Annotated in this window: 14 protein-coding genes; 4 read left to right on the top strand and 10 right to left on the bottom strand. The window is 35.3% G+C overall.

Annotated features, from left to right (window positions below; all coding sequences use genetic code 11):
- The first annotated feature begins 26 nt into the window (after positions 1-26).
- On the top strand, positions 27-1,553 hold the full coding sequence (locus ACFX5U_RS20520) for a hypothetical protein (RefSeq protein ID WP_400261938.1): 1,527 nt from the start codon (positions 27-29) through the stop codon (positions 1,551-1,553).
- A 72-nt stretch (positions 1,554-1,625) separates the two neighbouring features.
- Here the strand turns inward: ACFX5U_RS20520 and ACFX5U_RS20515 are convergent, their stop codons facing one another.
- The 4 genes from ACFX5U_RS20515 to ACFX5U_RS20500 all read right to left on the bottom strand — a co-directional run bounded on the left by ACFX5U_RS20515 (position 1,626) and on the right by ACFX5U_RS20500 (position 6,157).
- Positions 1,626-2,030 carry a hypothetical protein gene (locus tag ACFX5U_RS20515; RefSeq protein ID WP_400261937.1) on the bottom strand — a complete coding sequence of 135 codons (405 nt, stop codon included), beginning with the start codon at positions 2,028-2,030 and terminating at the stop codon, positions 1,626-1,628.
- A gap of 19 nt (positions 2,031-2,049) precedes the next feature.
- Positions 2,050-3,639: a transporter gene (locus ACFX5U_RS20510; RefSeq protein WP_400261936.1), complete on the bottom strand. Its 1,590-nt coding sequence runs from the start codon at positions 3,637-3,639 to the stop codon at positions 2,050-2,052.
- The gene (locus ACFX5U_RS20505) at positions 3,632-4,696 is read right to left on the bottom strand and encodes an HlyD family secretion protein (protein ID WP_400261935.1); all 1,065 of its coding nucleotides are present in this window, start codon (positions 4,694-4,696) and stop codon (positions 3,632-3,634) included. Before ACFX5U_RS20505 ends, ACFX5U_RS20510 begins: the two co-directional genes overlap by 8 nt.
- A gap of 114 nt (positions 4,697-4,810) precedes the next feature.
- Positions 4,811-6,157: a TolC family protein gene (locus tag ACFX5U_RS20500; protein ID WP_400261934.1), complete on the bottom strand. Its 1,347-nt coding sequence runs from the start codon at positions 6,155-6,157 to the stop codon at positions 4,811-4,813.
- Positions 6,158-6,322: 165 nt separating this feature from the next.
- Between ACFX5U_RS20500 and ACFX5U_RS20495 the strand changes: the two genes are divergently transcribed.
- Positions 6,323-7,150 carry a helix-turn-helix domain-containing protein gene (locus tag ACFX5U_RS20495; protein WP_400261933.1) on the top strand — a complete coding sequence of 276 codons (828 nt, stop codon included), beginning with the start codon at positions 6,323-6,325 and terminating at the stop codon, positions 7,148-7,150.
- Positions 7,151-7,230: 80 nt separating this feature from the next.
- Here ACFX5U_RS20495 and ACFX5U_RS20490 read toward each other — a convergent pair whose 3' ends face one another.
- On the bottom strand, positions 7,231-7,515 hold the full coding sequence (locus ACFX5U_RS20490) for a helix-turn-helix domain-containing protein (RefSeq protein WP_400261932.1): 285 nt from the start codon (positions 7,513-7,515) through the stop codon (positions 7,231-7,233).
- Positions 7,516-8,260: 745 nt separating this feature from the next.
- Here ACFX5U_RS20490 and ACFX5U_RS20485 point away from each other — a divergent pair.
- Together ACFX5U_RS20485 and ACFX5U_RS20480 are read left to right on the top strand one after the other, a co-directional pair.
- Positions 8,261-8,731, top strand: coding sequence for a hypothetical protein (locus ACFX5U_RS20485; RefSeq protein WP_280571648.1), 471 nt, complete (start codon positions 8,261-8,263; stop codon positions 8,729-8,731).
- Positions 8,732-8,855: 124 nt separating this feature from the next.
- Entirely contained in the window at positions 8,856-9,629 is a 774-nt protein-coding gene (locus tag ACFX5U_RS20480) for an SDR family NAD(P)-dependent oxidoreductase (protein ID WP_400261931.1), read from the top strand.
- Here the strand turns inward: ACFX5U_RS20480 and ACFX5U_RS20475 are convergent.
- The 5 genes from ACFX5U_RS20475 to ACFX5U_RS20455 all read right to left on the bottom strand — a co-directional run bounded on the left by ACFX5U_RS20475 (position 9,621) and on the right by ACFX5U_RS20455 (position 14,844).
- Positions 9,621-9,797: a hypothetical protein gene (locus ACFX5U_RS20475; RefSeq protein ID WP_400261930.1), complete on the bottom strand. Its 177-nt coding sequence runs from the start codon at positions 9,795-9,797 to the stop codon at positions 9,621-9,623. The genes ACFX5U_RS20480 and ACFX5U_RS20475 overlap by 9 nt on opposite strands.
- A 153-nt stretch (positions 9,798-9,950) precedes the next feature.
- The gene (locus tag ACFX5U_RS20470; protein WP_400261929.1) at positions 9,951-12,206 is read right to left on the bottom strand and encodes a hypothetical protein; all 2,256 of its coding nucleotides are present in this window, start codon (positions 12,204-12,206) and stop codon (positions 9,951-9,953) included.
- 9 nt (positions 12,207-12,215) lie between these two features.
- A complete protein-coding gene (locus ACFX5U_RS20465) occupies positions 12,216-12,728 on the bottom strand; it encodes a hypothetical protein (protein ID WP_400261928.1) in 513 nt (170 codons plus the stop codon).
- Between the two features lie 300 nt (positions 12,729-13,028).
- The gene (locus tag ACFX5U_RS20460) at positions 13,029-14,180 is read right to left on the bottom strand and encodes an ATP-dependent nuclease (RefSeq protein ID WP_400261927.1); all 1,152 of its coding nucleotides are present in this window, start codon (positions 14,178-14,180) and stop codon (positions 13,029-13,031) included.
- Positions 14,143-14,844 carry a hypothetical protein gene (locus tag ACFX5U_RS20455; RefSeq protein WP_400261926.1) on the bottom strand — a complete coding sequence of 234 codons (702 nt, stop codon included), beginning with the start codon at positions 14,842-14,844 and terminating at the stop codon, positions 14,143-14,145. Before ACFX5U_RS20455 ends, ACFX5U_RS20460 begins: the two co-directional genes overlap by 38 nt.
- Positions 14,845-15,420: the final 576 nt, after the last annotated feature.

Genomic DNA, 15,420 nt, shown 5'->3' with positions numbered 1-15,420 from the left:
AGGACCTTGGTTTTAAACTTAAACATATGAAATCGGTTTTATTAATAACTGTACAAACTTTATTTACGCTAAGCCTATTTGCCCAGAAAGCACCTATTACGATCGAGACCGACAGTAAGGAGCTGGCGGAGGCATTTGATTGGGCAAAGGAAAAAGCACGCTCATTTGTCTTGACGGGGAAAAGCGGCCCTGTTAATATTTATAAGAAAGATCAAGCATCTGAAACAGTTGATTACCTTCCATCTTATTGGGCTGGGTATCCACTGCGCACTGCATTTTATTCCCGTGATTTTTGTCACCAAGCAATCGGAGCACATTTGTTGGGACTAGAAGAAGAGAATTTTACGATGCTTCAGGCCTTTGCCAAGAGCGCCACGAAATCCAGAAAATGGTATCCGCTATGGGCCATTAATTTTGACGGAAGTCCATATCTGTTGGATTATAAAAGTGATCAAAATTTTGTACGGGAAATCCCAGCAGTATTTGAGCTTGTTGAAACCAATTTTGATCTATATAATTGGACAAAAGATACGCGTTACCTCAACGATGCTAGTTTATGGACGTATAATCAAATGGCCGTTAGCGAATTTGTTACCTTACATGATGTGGCCAAAGTCAATGGTGTGGCGGATGCAGATGGTGCAGGTAATATCTTTCAAGGAACCTCCACTTATAATGAACATATGGATCAGACGCTCATTGAATCGGGGGATGGTATCGGGAGTCAATATAGGGCATATCGTTCCTTTAGCGAAATTGCTCGATTAAAGAATGATCAGTCTCTTGCTAAAGAATACACTAAAAAAGCTCAGGATCTTTGGACCTATTTCAATACAGATTGGGGGATTAGAGATAACGCGGAGCTTTACAATAGGGGGTACGATACGAAACGAGATCCAGTTTCTGGTTGGGGGAAAGAGAATTCATGGTTCATGCCTCTAAAAGGTATAACAGACCTGAATTCAACGAGACATCAACATTATTTAAATTTTATAGATGAGCAGTTGAGTTCTCCGCAGGGATTGCCCAAAAATATCGAAGCCATTACTTATGTGCCAGAAGTATTTTTCAAATATGGTCAAGATGAGACCGGATGGAAATGGTTAAAATACATAATTTCAAAAATCAATACGGTACATGCAGTGGAGACATTAACGGGTACGAATGGTAATTATCCTGAGGTATCTTTCGTCTTGATCAGTAATATCGTACAAGATCTAACGGGTATACAGCCAGGTCAAGGTGCTGTTTCCATCGAAACGTGTTCTCACCTACCTCAGGAAATCGGCTCGGTTAAGATTCATAACGTGCCTATTGGAGAAGCTTTATATGAGGTTGAACAGAAAGGGACGCAGCAATCCACTTTACGTTATAGCGGATCGACTCAACCACAGCAATGGCGTGCAGGTTTTCCCGGCAAACATGCTTATTTATATGTTAACGGTAAGAAGAAGAAAAGTCAGATTGGACTTAAAAATGGTTTCACGTACAGCTATGTAGATCTGAAGCTCGTCCCTACTACTTCATATGTCGTAACCACTTCTGCAAAGTAAGTTCGTTATTTACGGTTTAACAAAAAAGCATGGTTTCAGCTGAAACCATGCTTTTTTGTTAAGTTGTTGACCTTATTCCCAACTTCCAGCAATTGATATTTCTAGATTTTCACCTTCGACTTCCATTTCGATTGGAAATATAATTTTGTATGCATGCATGTCTACTTCACATTCACCAAGAAGTCCTGATCGGTCACTCCACAATTGTACGCTATAGTTCTGGGCATATAAGGGTAGCGATACGTGAGGGTGAACTCCAAATTGGGCTGGAAGCGTATATGCACTCGGATAGCTCCCTGTTTCAGCTAGAAGAATGGACCCCCGCGGGTCAAAAACTCTAAAAAAAAGATTTTGGTTGCTCGTATCTGCATGCATTTTATAATGATTCAACTGAATAGTCTTTAATATAAAAATCTTGTCTTCTTTTTTGCATGATATGCTCAAGAATAATAGGGTAATAAATAATATGTTTTTCATATCGATTGTGAGATTGTTTTTAAGCAGGAGAGAGGTTTTTTGATCTTAACCGTATTATTGTTTTGCTCAAATAGGGTGATAATGCAATTAGGAGCAGTATACCGACAATGATCCATGCTATTAATTCATAATAATCCATTGCGAAACGCAATTGATCTTGTTTATGCAGACTATTGATCAATAACTTGTGTGTAGCTTTTGATGATGATCCTGCATGCAGTCCATTTTCGATGAGCATGTTGGACTGATGTTGAAGATGCGCTTTAACCGGACTGTCCAAGAGGGTTAAATGATCTTGAAAAGTGTTGTAATGTTGGCTTTTTCCATACAGCTCAAAATAATTTATCAAAGCAATGCTGCTGCAGAAACCAAGATAACGGATTGCCAAACTTACTGCCGCTGCTGAGGTGCTACGAGAAATAGCGACAGACGATATCGTGTATATGATCGTTGGAACCATGATCAGGCCAACACCAAAACCTTGTATAAATAGCGGAATAAAATAATTGAATTCATCTGCTTGGGCATCTGTATGGAAAAATAGGATGATATGGAAAATCAGTAAAAAGATAAATCCAATGCCCCAGATAAACCGGATGTTCCTTTTTTGTATGATCATCCAACAAGAAATGATGGTTCCAAGTATTAAACCACCCAGATTAAATAAATTGATGTATGAAACATGTATAGGGTCAAAGCCTAATATAGCAGTGAAATAGGTGTTTGTTATCCCCGATACGAAGCGACATATGTACATGACGAAAAGTATCATAAGACCGGCTTTGAAACTACGGGATCTAAATATACGAAGGTCAATATAGGGATGTTTCATAGCCCGTTGTCTAAGTATAAATAGGATGGAAAGCACGAGTAAGCCCAGAAAACAATAGCGAATTCTTTTATCCGTCAACCAGTAGTATTCTTGACCAAAAATAAAGATGTATCCAATCAGTACGAGACCAATACTGTGGAGTGAAAAGCTTTGCCAATCCAATTTATATAATGGGAAACGCACGTTCAATCGGATACGATTCATCGTTAAGGGGAGTAGGATAAGACTAGGAAGATAGGAGTACAGTGCTCCTTTATAGATGATATTAAAATTAAAAGAATCAATGAGATTGGCAGTTACTAGATTATTGAAAGGGAGTGCGCATATCAATAGTCCAAAGAAAACAGAAAAGCTTATTTCCCTTGCTCTTTCATTTTTTAATCGTGTAAACATCAGTGAGAGTGCTAGGTTGACTGTGCTTGCAAATAATAACCCCTGTACAAATCTGATGGGGAAGAAGATATACACTTCATGGGTATAATAACATACCCATGTGGTGAGCATGAGTAAGAATGTGAATAGTATAAAATATTCCCGCGCGGCCAAATAATTAAAGAAACGACGTTCCAAACTGTAAAATCCAACATAGCCAGCATAAAATAAGGCTACCGAAAACTGCATGTCTGCCGGCTCACTTCCATAATATCCTGCTGCAGCGGGGATATTTGTTATAGGGATGAAAAATAAAACGATACTGGGCAATAATAAGATAAATAAGATTGCTTTTATCATCCATTCTGGTACCCAGGACTTGAAAATAGGAATCGTATTAACCACGGTTTTGTTTTTTTGATGTAAAGACATTGACATTCATACCCACTTTTAAAATGTCGATTTCACTACGCTTTCCATCTATGCGTATACGCACTGGAATTCTTTGTACAATCTTAACGTAATTACCCGTCGAGTTATCTGGAGGCAAGAGCGAGAAACTAGACCCTGTAGCTGGAGATAGCGAAATAATAGTTCCTTTAAATTCTTGACTGGGATAAGCGTCAGCGAATACTTTGACGGTATCACCGATACGCATGTTGGCCACTTGTGTTTCTTTATAATTAGCGACGACCCATTTATCGGTATCATCATTTACGATGAATGCCAATGGTTCGCCTACATCGATCATTTGTCCAGCTTCGATTGTCCTTCTTCCCATCCGGCCATTGTAGGGAGCTACAATGGCGGTGTAGCTTACATCCAGTTTATGGCGGTCCAATAACGATTTTAAACGTGAGATTTCTGAAAGGACCACCGATCGCTCTACCTTAATATCTTCTATGCTTAAAAGTGAGGCATCGTGGTTGTCTCTAGCGGCCTGGTAATTGTTGCTGTTCACATCGAGAATAGCTTGCATTTCTTCCACTTTTTGTTTTGTAGCAGATTCTACCTGAAAGAGTTTTTCGTAACGATCAAAATCCAATTGCTCTTTCCATAATTTTGCTTTATTGCTGTTTACTTGTGCTCCATATGCGCTTGCCGTTTTCGTTAGTGTTTCGATCTTACTATCCAATACGCGCAGTTGTGCTTGTTCTTTTTGTAGCGATGCTTCGGTTTGTTTTTGTTGTAATATATATTCTCGACTGTCAATGATAAAAAGTGTATCTCCCTTTGTTACGTGTTGGTTTTCCTCAAATTGAACGGTTTCGACAAAGCCACCGGCTCTCGAAATAATGGGATTAACGTATTCTTGTACTTGTGCATCATTGGTCTGCTCGTAGATAAAATACCCCCATAGTGTATAGCCTCCCCATACCATCATGACGATAACAATAAGGCCTGCAATAAAGCCTGTTATTCGAGTAATCAAACGGTCGGTAACTGTGTATTTATTTTTCATTTCTTTCGTTATTTAGTGGTGTCCGTTCTCAAGGGTCTACATGAGCTCGTTTCACTCGGTTAATAGATGATTAAAGCTTTATTATCATCACAATCACTGTTGGATAATATGTGCTTACAGGACACCTATGATGTTTTGTAGTAAATAATATTTGTCTTGTGCTAGGATACGTGCAGATGCTAATTCAAAATGGGTTTGTAGCAGTTGAATATCTGCGTCAAGTAGATCGGTTATCAAGGAAGTTTGATTGAAATACGTGTTTTTAATGATACGCGCATTTTCTTTGGCTTGCAAAACATCCACTTCAGCTACCGCAATCTGTTTTAGCGCTTCTTGATAACGTAAGTAGGCTTCTTTTACGTTCTGCCGTACGATATCTCCGATGTTGTGGTGCGCTTCTTCTTCTTTCTCCAATTCTAATTTGGCAGCCTTTACTTTGTGGATATTATGGTATATGGATGAAATGGGAAAAGTTGCTTTCACCCCAATGACGCCCAAAGAGTACCAATCCGGATTATATGGAGCTAAGAATATTTGAGGATTTGCGTAGTAGAAATCGCCATATATACCGATGTTTGGACGAACATTGGCCTTGACCTGTTTCAGATTGATAGCGCTCAATTCGGTCTGTTTTTCTGATATATGATATGAAAATGAGTGTTTCAAAGCTTGTTCCAAATATTGCTCATAGGACGTATTTTCTCCCTCTTTTTGGTCTAATGGTTTAGGCGTGATGACCTTATCATCTGGCTCTCCAAAGATGATGTTCAACTTTTGAGTTGCAATAAGGATATCATTTTCGATGGTGATCAAAGTCATTCTTCTTTTGGAAAGATCAAGTTCAACACGTAGCACATCGCTCTTTAATACCGTTCCATTTTCGTGAAAATGCTTGATTTCGATCAATTGTTTTTCTTGGTCAGCAATGTCTTGTATGATCAGGTCTTTGAAAAGTAGACAACGTTGTAAATCGAGATATAGCGAAGCTGTTCTGTATCGAATATCTGAAATCATCTTATTCTCCTGCACCATACTGAGTTGATGCAATGTTTTGTCCTCTTTGATTTTTAATCTGAATTTGTTACCATGATACAGTACTTGATAAAACTCGGCTCCCATATGATATAGGGTATGGATCACTTCGTGTTGTGTGGGTTTTGAAAATAGTCCATTCTCATAAATTGGGATATTGGACGCCTTTTCAGCTGTTCCTTTTACAGAAATCTCTGGAAATAATTCGATTTTAGCATCCTTGTATTCCGCCAGTGCTATTGCGGTGTTTTTCCGCTGAATAATGATTAATTTGCTGTGCAACTCTGCTTTTTCCCAAGCTTCTGGTAATGTCAGGTAAACCGTATCTATTGGAGCGACATGTGGTGCTAGGGGATTTTGAGAAGGAGGCGTCGCAAAGGCAAATTGTTTAAAAACGAAGAAAAACAACAGGGTTAGGGTTTTTTGCATTTGAAATATATCTATTTTTTGATCGGGACAAAATTAGAGGTAAGCGCCCTTCTGAAATATCTTATAATAGACATGTTTTTATTGGATCAAGCCATAATGTAAATCTCAAAATATTTTCAATAAATCAGCATAATAAATTTCATTCTTCTAGCATATCCTGTATTTTTGACAACAAATAATGATATGGGACTTATTGCTTTATTGCCTGAGATAGATGAACATGCAGCGTCAGCTTTTGTGATGCATGAAAAATCAGAAAAACTTATTCCTTTACATACACACAAGAAAGGTCAATTAGGTTTCGTGGAAGGAGGGATAGCTTATATTACCATTCAAGGTAAGACCTATGTGGTACCGGCTCGTCATTACTTCTGGATTCCATATGGCATTCCTCATATTCTACGTATCGGTCATTCAGGTACCGTATTGCGGTCGATTTATTTTTATACTGCTGATGATGATGTGGATCCTTTTTACGGTAAACTGGGTATCTATCCTGCCACCGAGCTTTTGATCCAGATGATCAATCATACCGAGCGTTGGGATGAGCGGCATGTGCTACCTACCGATTATTATTTTGATTTTTTAGTATCCATCAAGAAACTCTTGCCTCAGCTGAATAGTAATGCACTTCCCATTGTTTTACCAACGAGTACAGATCAAAGAATGCTAGAGGTTATTCGTTATCTGGAAGATAATCTGGCAGAACAAATCACTTTGAAACACATCAGTGACCGTTTTTATATGAGTGAACGGTCGATGTCCCGCATATTTCAGACGCAGTTGCATGTCTCTTTTTTACAGTATTTTAAAACACTGCGCATGATTAAGGCAATAGAGATGTTATTACAGACAAATGTATCCATTACGGAGATTGCATTTGCGGTAGGCTATGATACAGTGGGATCATTCAGTAATACTTTTCAAACCTTTACACACTCAAGACCATCAGATCTGAGGAAAAATAACACGCTATTTTTTAATAAATCCTAGGTGTTGTTGGTATGATAAGCCGAGCAAAAGGTTGCTTCGGTCGATGAAAGAACTCGTGTGTACCTTGTCCGCTATCTATGTTAGATTTCAAAATCTTTTAATACGGTTTCCAGTGCTGTTTTTCCAACATATTCATTTTGAATGAGTTCTCTGATTTTCTCAGCAAGCCATAAAGTCATTAATTCCTCTTCTTTTACACTAAAAAAACCGCTCAGAGTTTTCAAGTGATTTTTACTGACTAAGGTTTCATTTCTTTCGATTTTGCTTATAAATGCACCGCCTACATTAATTAAAATACCAATTTCTTTTTGCATTAAATTATTGGCTTCTCTCAATTCTTTGAGCTTTTCTCCAAGTGTGACCATATTCAATAATTATTAATTATACTTGACTATGCGATTAACCTACTTAACGATCTCTCGAAGTAATCTCCGGCGCATGATAGCACAAGTGTCATTAAAAGACTGTGTATGTTTAAAAGAATCGATCTATTTTTTAAAGTTGGATGTGCTTTTTGCAGTAGTTAATTTGCTGAGCAACTCCGCTTTCATCCAACGCGCTATTATACATGGGATAAGGTATGTATTCTGGAGCGAGAATAAGCGTATCGGACTCTGATTAAGCGAGAGTTGCAAAGACAAATTATTTATAAACAATTAAAAAACATATTTTTTATTTAAACTATACTTCTTTTTTCATTGGGACAAAACTAGGGATAAGAATTATTTTGGGCTATTCTATAAAAGACAGGTTTTTATTGATTCAAGACATAATGCGCATTTGGATTAAAGTTGCCTATTGGCACTTCCATGCTTTTATTTGTGCTGCGCTTTACATATCGCGTGAAAATTCATTATTTGCTATTTAAGATAGCATTTGCAGGTAATAAAACACCTTTATATCTTTTTATATAAAGTATTTTATTACCTTAGTTATAGATGCTCATAGTTAATCTATCCTATAATTAGTCCTCATTCTAGGCAATAATAAAAGGCCATTGTGATTCATTTTAGTACACCTACTGAAATGTAACCTCATGCTTTATATTATTTTTATAGATCTCTAAAAGATTGACCAACTATAATCAATGTTATTATAAATATTATCGTCATGGAAACCAACAGTATACGTCCTTTGGGTAGGCACCCATCTTTACAACCACTAAGCCGAGAACATCATTTCTCGTTACTGCTGTGTTGGAAAATTAGGAAGGGATTGGAACAAGCTATTGAAGTAAAAAGATTGCAAGATTACATCCTGCATCTATGGGAAAATCAGATTGCTGAGCATTTCGATATCGAAGAGAATTTGATTTTACCAATTTTAGGAGAAGAACATGTGGGTGTTATACGGGCACGTAAAGAACATCGATTATTAAGGCGACTTTTTCTTACTCCAGTTTATACTTATAAAACGATTAATCGTATAGAGGAAACATTAGAAAAGCATATTCGTTTTGAAGAAAGGGAACTATTTCCTTTAGTTCAAGAAACGGCAAGTTTGGAAGATTGGCAAAAGCTCGAATCGGTTCACAATGATGATGTAGTTGAAATTATCTGGAAAGATGAATTTTGGAATTAGATATTGTGATCAATACTTTTGACTTTCGATGCCAATAAAAAATTCATCCAGTCAGTATAACCGATTTGATAAGTTGACTAGGTTTTCATTTTATCTTTAATTGAAGCTGAAAGAAAAATAATATATGGAATACAAGTTGGATAATAAGCAAAATGACAAAAATAAGGATAGGGTTGCACTGGTTACTGGGTCAACATCTGGAATTGGTTTAGCCATTGCAAAAAAGTTAGCTGATGATGGATTTACTATTGCTTTTCATTCCAGATCATCTATAAGTAAAGGTAAAGAATTGGCAGATTCATTTGAAAATAGTTCTTATCACCAAGCTGACTTATCAAATTCACAACATACAAGGAAGCTTATTGATGCTGTTTTAAAACAGCATAAGCGATTAGATGTTTTAATTAATAATGCAGGTATTAGCAAAACTATAGCACATAAGAATTTGAAAGAGGCTTCACCGGACATCTGGCGTGAGTTATATGAGGTAAATGTGATTGCCCCTTGGATATTGATTTCTGAAGCAGAGGATGCCCTTAGAAAATCGTCAAAAGACAATGGTACAAGTTGTATCATTAATATCTCCTCTCATGCAGGAATCAGACCAAAAGGGGCTTCCATTCCCTATGCGACAACAAAGGCTGCTTTAAATCATATGACAAAATTATTGGCTTTAAGTTTATCGCCAGATATAAGAGTAAATGCTGTTGCTCCAGGTCTTGTCCATACTCCTATGACAGCAAGTTGGGAAGAAGCGCATCATTTATGGCGAGAACGTTCTCCTATGAAACGTGGCGCAAACCCAGAAGAAATAGCTCATATTGTATCCATGCTAGTTTCTAACACTTATATTACCGGTGAAATCGTGATGGTCGACGGAGGTCTTAATTTAACCTAAATGGGTATTCATAATTTGAAGGTGAGTTTTACTTCCGTAATGTTCCTCACCTACATCCCCACCAACTGGCTTAGGAAATAATCCAATTACAGGAAGTTCACCATTTTTTAACGTTATCAGGTTATGAGGTGAGTAAGTTAGACTGATCGTTACTGCGTTACTCGTCACTGTGTTACTTGGTTAAAGTTAGAAGCTAAAGTCAGCAGATAATCCATGATGCAAATAAAATTCAAATCTTAATCATCATGAATTATTTGAAAAGTTGGCTGGCGTGTTGTGCATATTAATAGACAACTAGATTTAACGGATATTTAAGAGCTTCTATTTTAATTGAGTTTTATTTCTTTCAGGTGTTAAATTTTTATGATTTTTCGATGGAGGTATTTCTGAATTTCTTTTTATGCTATCCAATTCATTTTGGTTTTGAATTGAACTATTAATAGTATCTTTTTTAGTTGTTTTTTCAAAATCGATTAAACTACCTGAGGTAACCTTTAGAACAAAGAATATTACTGTAAATATTAGAATAATAATTAGTGCACCAAGCCAAGAGCGTGGCTTTGTTAGAAACTTTGAAAGACCGCGTGTAAAGGAAAATATTAATAGTATAAAAATACCTAAAGAAGCTGACATTGATAGCATGAAAAGGGCCGCTTGCTGAACTGTTTCTACAAACTTGAATGCAGGTATAGATGAAAGAATAAAAGTTATTACAGCTGTAAAAAGAGTAATTGTCTCAATTGATTTCAGGTCTTTTCTGTCGAAATCTTTATTGAGATTTTCAAGTTTTTGTAAGTCTGATTTCAAGCTGCCGACGACACTTGTTAGTGATTTCACTTCTCTAAATCGCTGTCTAGTTTCAGAATAATGATAATCGATTGAGTCTTTGTAATAAGGTAGCACGAAACTGGTGAAAAATAATATTTTTGGCAGGTCTGGATATTTTTCGCTTGAGATATCAACTAAGGATTCTTCATAAGGAAGAATTACTATGTAATTATCATGAGTTTTTGCCCATTCCTTTTTTTCGTAATATTCTTTTAATATTTGGCTACACTCTTGATCAACTTTATTGACATATTTTTCGTGAAGGCTGATTTTATCCTCTTTCGAAGATTGTGCAAATTCAGCATCTATCTTTTCAAGTACATAGTCTAGATATTTCTTTTCTAAGAAGTAATTTTCACTGAGATGGTTTAGCTTACTTTTACAATCTTGATAGATTTTCTGATATTCGTCAAGTTCTAAAGTTTTGTTTTCCGAAACTAATGAAAAGTAGTTGTTGATTGCGTAGTTCCTGAATATTTCAATACAATATTGATCATAGTCATGCTCTTCCGAATAGTCTTTTTGTAACAGATAATCAACTATTTTCTTTAATTCTGGTTCGGATTTAGAAAAATCTTTATAGTATTTTATCAATCCATGTAATTTGAGCAAACTCAAATTAATTTTGTCATATCCTTTCCGCTTTTCATCCAGTATATCATGGATGTAATGCGTATACTGTTTTTTATCTTTACAAAAATCGTAGTGGTGATGAATTTTGTCATTCCAATCCTTTAGTGTAGGGATCTTAATGTTAAAATGATCAAGGGATTCCTCTGTGTTATCAATTCGATATCTGACAGAACTATTTTGATTTTCGCATTTATATCGCTGTCCCCATTTATGAATTAAGAATTTAAGCTTGATATCCAATGCATGAGCGACTGTTTTTTGTATACTACTTAGTTTATCTACTTGTTTTTTTAAAAGAGTTAAGCTTTGTAATTCTGATCTATCGCTGTTAATCAATAGATCTTTTCTAGAAACTTTTAACGTCAATGTGAAGATTCGGATTACATTTTGTAGATCATCAGAAAGATGAGGAATTGCATCAATGCTTTCATCTTCAATTATAAAATAATCGTCTGAACGGTTTTTGGTAAAGTTAGCAACAAGATAATTTACGAATTTCTGATATTCTTCAAGGCAATATACGATAGCGTCACTAAAGCTTAGCCATTCTTTAGATAACTCTGGTGAAAGTTGAACAATTGTAACCAGTTCCTGTATTTGTTTGATTAGTGTGCTCAATTTTTCATCCACAGCTTTAATGGATAGAAATTTGATGGATAGAAATTCACCCGATAACAAGCTATAACTTAATAGTTTTATGATTTCTCGAATGGATGAGTCAGAGAAGCTAGAAAATGCACCTAGAATATCGGCACTGTTTTGTGTAGATTGAGGTATTGGATTGCTAATAACTTCAGCAGTTCCTGTTTCGGTTGTTGAATCAAAGATTGTGTTTTCGTTACTAATCGTTTCATTATAAAGCATTAGTGTGAAAAAGTCATCTGATTGATCGAGCTGATCTACTAGTTTTTGATTATCTGGAGCATGACTATTATCTTCAAGTTGCTTCTCTTCTCGGTTTGTTGAAGATGAATTGGTGGATTCCGCCCCATCAGTTGAACTATTCTCTTCTTCCATTGCTGCCTCAGAGTCTAGCCCAATGTCTGTTAGTGCTTTAGTTAATTTCGCTTGATATTCAGTCACCTTATTGGTAACCTTATCTATATATGTCTCCATATCTCTGGATTAAAAACTGTATACTTTGTATTCGTTTTTAATTACCTGGATAGGGATTTTCATTTGTAGCTTATTTAGAGCCTTAGCTTGATCAAAATAATACCTCCATGAAAACCATTGGTGACTAAGTTCAACGAGTTCGTAGGCTGACATGAAAAAAATATTTGGATTTTTTTTCAAAAGCAAATCAAACTTTTGGTCAACTAATTCTACAATGTTATCTTCAAATGAATTGGTGTAAATCGTGGGTTTTTTTAAGGTTGTTTGTTGTTTTGTAAATGAAAAAAATTGAAAACTATTTGATTTCATTGCTGAATAAATATCAGTTTCAACGTGGCCAAGTGGCATTGCATACACATTATTAAATTCTTCGATTAATGAATTGCCATATTTATCTTCTACAGTCGAGAAGAAAAATAAAAGCTTAATACATTTAAGAATACTCAGATCATTGCTTTTCTGGTTATCTCTTAAATGAATAAGTGTTTTGAAAATAAAGTACTCGAAGATTTGTTTTTTCATGTCAACATTCCCCATAATTGGCTGCAAAGGTAATTATAACGTATGATAAATATAGTAATAAATTTATAATATTTAATATCTTTTTTGGATTTGTTTTTATTAAACTTTTTTATTTATCTTTCTGATTATTAGTAATTAGTATTTCTTTATTAATAGTTTAGGATGCTTATGATCTCGCTAGAATTGTTCTAGGGGCAATCCAAGATACCGCTAAAAAATACTTGCAAGCTTGACAAAATGCTCAGATAATTTGGCTTTAATAGAAATGTTAATGTAATAACTTCATATGTGTTACTTATTTTATTTGCTCTTGTCTGATATCAACAATTGTAATTTATCAAATAAAGCAATGAATTCTTTGAAATGAACCGAATCAAGTTCCTTTAGGTTTTCTGCAAATTTTCGTTTGTTCCCTTTGAAAAGATATATTGTCCCTCCACCTGGCATTGCTTCTTCTGAAAAATAAGTTTCTATGAAACTAGGGGCATTAAGAAATAATGATTCAACTGTTAAATGCGATTTTTCCTCGAAAGTTTCATCATCGTTTTTTATTGCCAATTTCATTATTTTTTGATCTTGTGTTGCTGGTAATAAGAGAAGGTAGGCATTTTGACCGTTACTGCGCGTCAGACATTTTACAGGATCCAGTTCCACTAAATGAGGAAATTTCTTTTCCCTTTTCCAGTTAGAATAACCGGCCTGATCGAAATCAAATAATGCGATCAGTTTTTTCTGCGGAAATTGGATAAATATTCCATCAGGAGTTTGATCCCCTCCATTAAACAGCATACCCAAAAAACTTGCAGAGAAACAATCTTGGATAAAAAATGGCATAGTCTGATCTGGGTAAAGTTTATTCCATGCTATTTCAAGGATTATTTTATCGGTAATTCCTTCTGTAAATACGATGTGCTTATCTGTATTTTCTAAATTATAAACTATCCCCAAATTTCCATCTTCCATAGATATTGAGGCCAAGCCATCGCTCAATGCTTGTACTGCTTTATTCCTATCTTCTTTAACAGGATATCCCAATAAACGGTCCATCCTATATATGGCATCTGGTGGTGAGAGAGCGATTGTAGATGGTGAATGGGTTGTTAATATGACTTTAACTTTTTGTTCGTTAACTAATGTCTCTTGAATAACATTGATAAATAGTTGTGTTAAGGACGGGTGGAGATGGGCATCTGGCTCATCAAATAATATAACTTCAGGGAAGTTGCCATTACTTGAAGCATGATATAACACAAAAATTAACGCCATTATTGTTTTTTCTCCTGATGAAAGGCTGCTAATTGGTACTGGTTTTCCATTTTGATTATCTACGAAAGTAACTGGAGGAGGTGTTTCTTCGTTTTTTGAAGGTACATATTCTGCTTTATATTTAAATTTCGCCTTAATAAGTATTTCGTTAAACACAACCCATGGGGTAGAAATGTGCTGTGTCAAAGCAGGATAATATTTCTGTTTTAAATGGAAACTGGTGAAAGAGTAGATCCAATGCAGAAGAAAAGATATGGGTAGGAACGCTATAGAATATCAGAAAATCAATAAAGGTTAAATTATCAATGCTTTTTTTTGTTTGTTGAGCGAGATTCTTTAATTGGCTCAATTCATGTGTATTTGCCTTTCTAATAGAGGATGAAGATATATTATTTGGACTCGTATGTAAAGATTTAGCAAATACCTCAATTGCACTATTTAGTACTACTAATTCAGTCTGTTCACTTTCGAATATTTTGTCCTTTATCGAACTAAAACATTTTGAAATAGGGTTTAAAATGTCCCATTGTTTTTTGATTGTCTGTATGAGTGATTGATTTTCGGTGTATTCAAATTCTGAACTTTTTAATCCAGGGTAGGAATAATGGATATCTTTAAGTTCTATCCCTTCATCAGAGATTATTGGAAAAATCATTTTAGATTCTACCTCAGGATTATTCATCATTGCAAGATCATGTCTTTCCCAATAACCGTGCGCATTATCTCGAATACTTTCTAAGAATTGTGTTTTACCAGAACCATTTTCTCCAGTTAATACTGTTAGGCCAGGTAAAAATATATTGAACTGTTCTTTTAGTATTTTGCCGTTGTCTAATGTATTAATTATCATAAAAATATATTGGTTATTTCAAAAAAACGTGTTTATGGACTGAATGTAATCTTAATTCATTGAATCATCTCCAGCAACTGACCTAGGTTGTAATCCTATTACTGGACGTTCGCCATTTTTTAATGTTATCAGGTTATGAGGTGAGTAAGTTAGACTGATCGTTACTGCGTTACTCGTCACTGTGTTACTTGTTTAAAGTTAGAACCTAAAGTCTGCGGATAATCCATGATGCCGATAATTTTTCGAGTTGGAATCCTATGGTCAAACCTACTTTATGTAAAAGGGACTTCAAATATGAAGCCCCATTATTTACTATTGTGGGTAGATATAATCAAGTGAAATAACCCTCTTTGCCAAAGGGGTGTTTTTATTTATAAATAATAAGATAGGCAAATAAGTTTGAAGTGGCCACCAAAATTTCCAAAAACTATTAATTTTCGAAAATTTAAGTTGTTACATGTCTTCATTCAGAAAATGTAGTTTTTGAGGTTCCCATATGAAAACATTAAATTTTTCGTTCTTTTATCAACGTTGACTTTCTAATATATTATGGACTTTATTATTTAAATTTGTTTT

It is taken from the genome of Sphingobacterium sp. SG20118, from assembly GCF_044740685.1.
Lineage (GTDB): Bacteria > Bacteroidota > Bacteroidia > Sphingobacteriales > Sphingobacteriaceae > Sphingobacterium.
The sequence above is the reverse complement of the archived record's forward strand: the minus strand, read 5'-3'. Positions and strand labels throughout refer to the sequence as shown.

Coding starts and splice junctions, on each gene's coding strand:
- ACFX5U_RS20455 (WP_400261926.1), bottom strand. CDS start 14,844: ATGATAATTAATACATTAGACAACGGCAAAATACTAAAAGAACAGTTC.
- ACFX5U_RS20490 (WP_400261932.1), bottom strand. CDS start 7,515: ATGGTCACACTTGGAGAAAAGCTCAAAGAATTGAGAGAAGCCAATAAT.
- ACFX5U_RS20505 (WP_400261935.1), bottom strand. CDS start 4,696: ATGAAAAATAAATACACAGTTACCGACCGTTTGATTACTCGAATAACA.
- ACFX5U_RS20515 (WP_400261937.1), bottom strand. CDS start 2,030: ATGAAAAACATATTATTTATTACCCTATTATTCTTGAGCATATCATGC.
- ACFX5U_RS20470 (WP_400261929.1), bottom strand. CDS start 12,206: ATGGAGACATATATAGATAAGGTTACCAATAAGGTGACTGAATATCAA.
- ACFX5U_RS20485 (WP_280571648.1), top strand. CDS start 8,261: ATGGAAACCAACAGTATACGTCCTTTGGGTAGGCACCCATCTTTACAA.
- ACFX5U_RS20500 (WP_400261934.1), bottom strand. CDS start 6,157: ATGCAAAAAACCCTAACCCTGTTGTTTTTCTTCGTTTTTAAACAATTT.
- ACFX5U_RS20465 (WP_400261928.1), bottom strand. CDS start 12,728: ATGAAAAAACAAATCTTCGAGTACTTTATTTTCAAAACACTTATTCAT.
- ACFX5U_RS20520 (WP_400261938.1), top strand. CDS start 27: ATGAAATCGGTTTTATTAATAACTGTACAAACTTTATTTACGCTAAGC.
- ACFX5U_RS20480 (WP_400261931.1), top strand. CDS start 8,856: ATGGAATACAAGTTGGATAATAAGCAAAATGACAAAAATAAGGATAGG.